Here is a 5,996-nt window from a genome sequence, read left to right as displayed (position 1 = left end):
CGCGCCGCTGCCGGGCGCTGGCGCAGGCGCTGGCGGCGCGCGACGGGCTGACGGCGGAACTGGAGCCGCTGCTGCGGGAATACGATTTCGGGGACTGGGAGGGAAAACGCTGGCGCGACCTGCCGCGCGCCGACACCGAGGCCTGGCTGGCCGATCCCTGGGCCAACGCCGCCCCCGGCGGCGACAGCTTTCAGGCCCTGCACGACCGGGTCGCGCGGGCGCTGGCCGGCATCGGCCCCGACACGCTGGTCATCTGCCACGCCGGGCCGATCCGGGCCGCGCGGATGCTGCTGGAGGGGCTGGATTTCGACGCCGTCTTCGCGCGGCCCGTGCCCTATGCGACCCCCCTGGACCTGAGCCCGGAGGCGGCGGCATGGCGCGCGTCACGCTGATTCTCGGGGGCGCCCGCTCGGGCAAGAGCGCGCGGGCGCTGGCGCTGGCCGAGGCCCGCCCCGGGCCGCTGGTCTTCGTCGCCACCGCCGAGGCGCGGGACGCCGAGATGACCGCGCGCATCGCCCGGCACCGCGCCGAGCGCGGCGCGCGCTGGACGCTGGTCGAGGCGCCGCTGGATCTGACGGAGGCGCTCGTCGCCGCCCCCGGCGGCGCGACGCTGGTCGACTGCCTGACCCTGTGGCTGAGCAACCTGATGGCCGCCGGGCGCGACCCCGGGGCCGAGACCGAAAACCTGATCGCGGCGCTGCCCGGCCTGCCCGGGGCGGTGATCTTCGTCTCCAACGAACTCGGCATGGGGCTCGCGCCCATGACCGCGCTGGGGCGGGCGTTTCGCGACGAACAGGGGCGGCTCAACCAGCGCCTCGCCGCCGCGGCCCAGCGGGTCGAATTCGTCGCCGCCGGGCTGCCGCTGGTCCTGAAGGGCTGAGGCGATGGGCGACGATCCTCCCCGGGGCATGGCCCTGATGATCCAGGGCTGCGGGTCGAATGTGGGCAAGTCGGCGCTCGTCGCCGGGCTGGCGCGGCTGTTCGCGCGGGGCGGGCTGCGGGTGCGCCCCTTCAAGCCGCAGAACATGTCCAACAACGCCGCCGTCACCGCCGACGGCGGCGAGATCGGCCGCGCCCAGGCGCTGCAGGCGCTGGCCGCCGGGGTCGCGCCCTCGGTGCACATGAACCCGGTGCTGCTGAAGCCCGAGACCGATCGCGGCGCCCAGGTGGTGCTGCGCGGCCAACGCCTGACCCGGGCCTCGGCGCGCGACTACCTGGCGCTGAAGCCGACCCTGCTGGCGGCGGTGCTCGAAAGCTTCGAAATCCTGCGCCGCGAGGCGGATCTGGTGCTGGTCGAGGGCGCCGGCAGCCCGGCCGAGGTCAACCTGCGCGCCGGCGACATCGCCAACATGGGGTTCGCGCGCGCCGCGAATGTGCCGGTGGCGCTGCTGGGCGACATCGACCGGGGCGGGGTGATCGCCCAGATCGTCGGCACGCAGGCGGTGCTGGACGCGGGCGACGCGGCGATGATCCGGGGCTTTGTCATCAACAAGTTCCGCGGCGATCCGGCGCTGTTCGACGACGGGCTGGCGATGATCGCCGCGCGCACCGGCTGGCCGGCGCTCGGCGTGGTCCCGTGGTTCGCCGACGCCGCGAAACTGCCCGCCGAGGACGCCTGCGGCCTCCCGACCCGCCCGCCCCCCCCCGGCCCCCCGGGCAAACCGATGAAAATCGTCTGCCCGCTGCTGTCGCGCATCGCCAATTTCGACGATCTCGACCCGCTGAAGATGACCCCCGGCGTTGCGCTCGAAATGATCCCCCCGGGGCGCCCGCTGCCCGGCGACGCGGATCTGGCGATCCTGCCCGGGACCAAATCCACCCGCGGCGATCTCGCCTTCCTGCGCGCCCAGGGCTGGGACATCGACCTGTTCGCCCATCATCGCCGCGGCGGCCGGGTGCTGGGCATCTGCGGCGGCTACCAGATGCTCGGGCGAAGCGTCGCCGACCCGGACGGCGTCGAAGGCCCGCCCGGCGTCGATCCCGGGCTGGGTCTGCTCGACGTGGACACGGTGATGAGCCCGCGAAAACGGCTGGCCCGGGTCGCCGGGCGCGACCTCGCCTCCGGCGCGCCGCTCGCGGGCTACGAAATCCACATCGGCGCCACCGAGGGGCCCGACCGCGCCCGGCCGCTCTTCGCCCTGGACGCGCCGGACGGGCCCCGCGACGAAGGCGCGCGATCCTCCGACGGACTGGTGCAGGGCAGCTACCTGCACGGCATGTTCGCGCAGGACGAATTTCGAAACGCGTTCCTTGCGCGCGCCGCCCGCAACGCCGATCCCGGCGCCCACGGCGCCAACGGCGCCTTCGCCTACGCCGCGCAGGTCGACTCGACGCTGGACGGCCTCGCGGACCACCTTGAGCGGCATCTCGACATCGAGGCTCTTCTCAGGATCGCGGCAGAGGCCCGCCGCACCGGCGAAAACCCGCCCGCGCGCGCGAAATCGCCGATCCGCCCTTGAGGTTTTCGCGCCGAGCGCGTCAAATCCCCTGCCGTTTCAGCCCGAGTCCCGACCCCATGCGTTTTGTCCGATCGCCAGACAGCCGAGGCCATTACATGAAAATCCCGTTCGCCATGCCCACCGCCGCCATGCGCGACGCCGCCATGATCATGCGCCTGTTGGCCGACGCCGCCGCGGTCGCGGACAGGAAGGCGCTGTTCGCCGCCACCGACGCCGCCGGGCCGAAACGGTTCTGAACGCCATGAACGCCCCCCGCCCCCTGCCCGACAGCGGCGGCATGCCCCGCGACATGACCGACCCGATGACCCCCTGGCAAGCCGCCGCGCTGCATGACGCGCTCGACCGCCCCGGCCCGGCGCCCGGGCCCGGCGACGCGCTGGCGCCGCTATGGCATTTCGTCTATTTTCGCGAACGCAGCCGCGGCGCCGATCTTGGCCATGACGGGCATGTGGCCACCGGCGGCTTCATCCCCGACACCGGGCTGCCGCGGCGCATGTGGGCTGGCGGGCGACTGGAATTCTACGCGCCGCTGCGCCTTGGCGACGCGGCGCAAAAGGTCTCGGCGGTGCAGAACGTGGCGCTGAAGCAGGGCGGCGCCGGGCCGCTGTCCTTCGTCACCATCCGCCATGAAATCTCGGCGGGCGGCGGCCTCGCCGTTCGCGAACAGCAGAACATCGTCTATCGCGAGATGCCTCGCGCCGACGATCCGCCGCGCCCCAGGCCGCCGATCAAGGATGACCGGCCGGTCTGGTCGCGCGAGATGTCCGCCGAGTCCACCCTGCTGTTCCGCTACTCGGCGCTGACCTATAACAGCCACAAGATCCATTACGACCTCGAGCACGCGCGCGACGTCGAGGGCTATCGCGATCTGGTGGTGCATGGCCCGCTGCTGGCCCAGCTGCTGGCGGACCTGGCGCGCGACAACGCCGGGCGCGCCATGCGCGCGTTCGAATTCCGCGCCGTCTCGCCGGTGTTCCGCGGCGAGACCTTCCGGCTCTGCGGCCGTCCTTTCGGCGACAAGGCCGATCTCTGGGTGCTCAACGCCGACAACCGCCTGGCCATGAGCGCCGAAGCGGTTTTTTCCTGACCGACGCCAGCCGCCCCGCCGCCCCCCGCGCCCGCCCCGCCCTCAGCCGCGGCGCGGCCCGCCCCATGTCGGGTGTCGCGGGGGGGTCGAGGGGGCGCCGCCCGCAACGCCGCGCCTGGTGACGCCGCCGGCCCGGGCGGCGCAAGCAAGGTGATCGCCAGTGGCGCCGCCGCGCCGCCCGAATTGCCGAGTCCGCAGCCCCGCCCGGCGCAAAAACCCGCGCCCGGCCATTGACCGCGCGGGACGGGCGGCTAGGCTGGCGCCCCGCGCGCCCGCGCGCCGCCCGCAGACAATGAAACCGCTCAGGACCGCCATGACCTCTGCCTCCGGCCCCCATTGCACGCCGCTCGCCGCCTCGCTGCCCTCGACGGTGCCCTTCGTCGGCCCCGAGGCTCAGGAGCGCGCCCGCAACCGCCCGTTCGCGGTGCGCATCGGGGCCAATGAAAGCGTGTTCGGCCCCTCCCCCGCCGCCATCGCCGCCATGGCCGACGCGGCCCGCGAGGTCTGGAAATACGGCGATTCCGAAAACCACGACCTGCGCGCCGCGCTTGCCGCGCACCACGAAATCGCCCCCGAAAACATCATGATCGGCGAAGGCATCGACGGGCTGCTGGGCTATCTGTGCCGCCTGCTGGTGGAGAGGGGCGTCAGCGTCGTCACCTCCGACGGCGCCTATCCCACCTTCAACTACCACGTGGCCGGCTATGGCGGGCGCCTGGTCAAGGTCCCCTATCGCGACGACCGCGAGGACCCCGCGGCGCTCGCCGACGCCGCCCGCCGCGAAAACGCCGCGCTGGTCTATTTCGCCAATCCCGACAACCCCATGGGCACCTGGCACGACGCCGACGCCGTGCAGGCGCTGATCGGGGCCATGCCCCCGGGGGCGCTGCTCTGCCTTGACGAGGCCTATGTGGAATTCGCCCCCGCAGGGGTCGCGCCGCCGCTCGACGTCACCGACAAGCGGGTGATCCGCATGCGCACCTTCTCCAAGGCCCACGGCATGGCCGGGGCGCGCATCGGCTACGCCATCGGCGAGGCCGGGATGATCGACGCCTTCAACAAGATCCGCAACCATTTCGGCGTCAACCGGGTGGCGCAGGCCGGGGCGCTGGCGGCGCTGGGCGATCATGACTGGCTGGCCCATGTGCAGGACCAGGCTGCGACCGCCCGCGCCCGCATCGCCGCCATCGCCGCCGAAAACGGCCTCGCCGCCCTGCCCTCGGCGGCGAATTTCGTCGCCATCGACTGCGGGGCCGGGCGCCGGGGAAACGCCGGCGATGACGCCGCCCTCGCCCGCCGGGTGCTGTCCGCCCTGGCGGCCCGCGACATCTTCGTGCGCATGCCCTTCGTCGCCCCGCAGAACCGCTGCATCCGCATCTCCGCCGGCACGCCCGCCGATCTCGACGCGCTCGCCGCCGCCCTGCCCGGCGCGCTGGCCGACGCCCGCGCAGCGCGGTGACCGGGGCCATGGCGCCCCTGCCCAACCAGCACCCCAGACGCCTGGCGCTGGCCAATGAACTGCATGCCCGCCCGTTCCCGGAACTGCCCGCCCCCTGCCGCGCCGTGCATATCGCCTTCAAGCCGCCGCGCAACGCCGCCGAACGCGACCCCGAGGTCGACCGCGCCCATCTGCGCGCCCTGATCGACCGCCATGGCGGGGCCCACCCGGCGCCCGAGGCGGACCACTATTCCGGGCCGCTGGGCCGCGCCACGCTGAAATGGGAACGCCACGCCGAATTCGTCACCTACACCCTGTTCGTCGAGGGCGACGCCGCCGCCCCATTCGACGGCGCCGATTTCGCCCTGTTCCCGGCCGACTGGCTGGCCGAGGCCCCGGGCGCGGTCATCGCCGCCGTGCAGCTGCGCGTCGAATGCCTCGCCCCCGCCGCCGACCCCGAGGCCCCGCCCCCCGCCGCATGGGAAAGCCATTTCGCCCGCGACAGCATCGCCGCCGCGCGGGTCGTCGACGGCGCCGCCGCGGCGATGAGCGACTTTCGCATCCACCCCGACGGCGCCTCGCGTTTCCTGATCCTCGCCCGCCCGGATATCGGGCCGCGCCGCCTCGGGCGCATCGTGCAGCGGCTGCTGGAAATCGAAACCTACAAATCCGTCTCCATGCTGACCCTGCCGGTGGCGCGCCGCGCCGCGCGCCGGCTGGCGGAAATCGACCGCGCGCTGACCGACCTGATGCGCGCCACCAACGCCGGCGAGGCCGGGGCGCGCGAAACCCTCGACCAACTGACCGGCCTGTCCACGGAAATCGAGACCATGGCCGCGGACGCCGCCTTCCGCTTCGGGGCGGCGCGCGCCTACGCCGCGATCGTCGGCGAACGCATCGAGGCCCTGCGCGAACGCCGCCTGCGCGGCCGCCAGACCTTCGGCGATTTCATGCAGCGCCGCTACCACCCGGCGATGCGCACCTGCCGCGCGGCGGAGCGGCGCATGGAGGA

At 73.6% G+C, this 5,996-nt stretch carries 7 protein-coding genes; all 7 read left to right on the top strand.

Translation table 11 applies throughout. From position 1 onward, the window contains the following. Positions 1-392 (top strand): histidine phosphatase family protein (locus tag AC1HC7_RS06720; RefSeq protein WP_479498823.1); only part of this gene is annotated, 392 nt, incomplete at its 5' end. Continuing rightward, positions 374-880, top strand: a complete 507-nt coding sequence (gene cobU, locus AC1HC7_RS06715; protein WP_479495254.1) for a bifunctional adenosylcobinamide kinase/adenosylcobinamide-phosphate guanylyltransferase — start codon at positions 374-376, stop codon at positions 878-880. The genes AC1HC7_RS06720 and cobU, both read left to right, overlap by 19 nt. 4 nt (positions 881-884) lie before the next feature. Further along, the gene (locus AC1HC7_RS06710; protein ID WP_479495253.1) at positions 885-2,459 is read left to right on the top strand and encodes a cobyric acid synthase; all 1,575 of its coding nucleotides are present in this window, start codon (positions 885-887) and stop codon (positions 2,457-2,459) included. A gap of 95 nt (positions 2,460-2,554) precedes the next feature. Beyond that, positions 2,555-2,695, top strand: a complete 141-nt coding sequence (locus tag AC1HC7_RS06705) for a hypothetical protein (protein ID WP_479495252.1) — start codon at positions 2,555-2,557, stop codon at positions 2,693-2,695. 5 nt (positions 2,696-2,700) lie between these two features. Then, complete coding sequence (locus tag AC1HC7_RS06700) at positions 2,701-3,546, top strand: HTD2 family dehydratase (RefSeq protein WP_479495251.1); 846 nt, start codon at positions 2,701-2,703, stop codon at positions 3,544-3,546. A gap of 313 nt (positions 3,547-3,859) precedes the next feature. Continuing rightward, positions 3,860-5,005, top strand: coding sequence for a pyridoxal phosphate-dependent aminotransferase (locus AC1HC7_RS06695; protein WP_479495250.1), 1,146 nt, complete (start codon positions 3,860-3,862; stop codon positions 5,003-5,005). An 8-nt stretch (positions 5,006-5,013) separates the two neighbouring features. Then, a partial coding sequence (locus AC1HC7_RS06690; protein ID WP_479498822.1) for a DUF3422 family protein occupies positions 5,014-5,996 on the top strand: 983 nt, incomplete at its 3' end.

The organism is Oceanicella sp., from assembly GCF_056449545.1.
The sequence above is the reverse complement of the archived record's forward strand: the minus strand, read 5'-3'. Positions and strand labels throughout refer to the sequence as shown.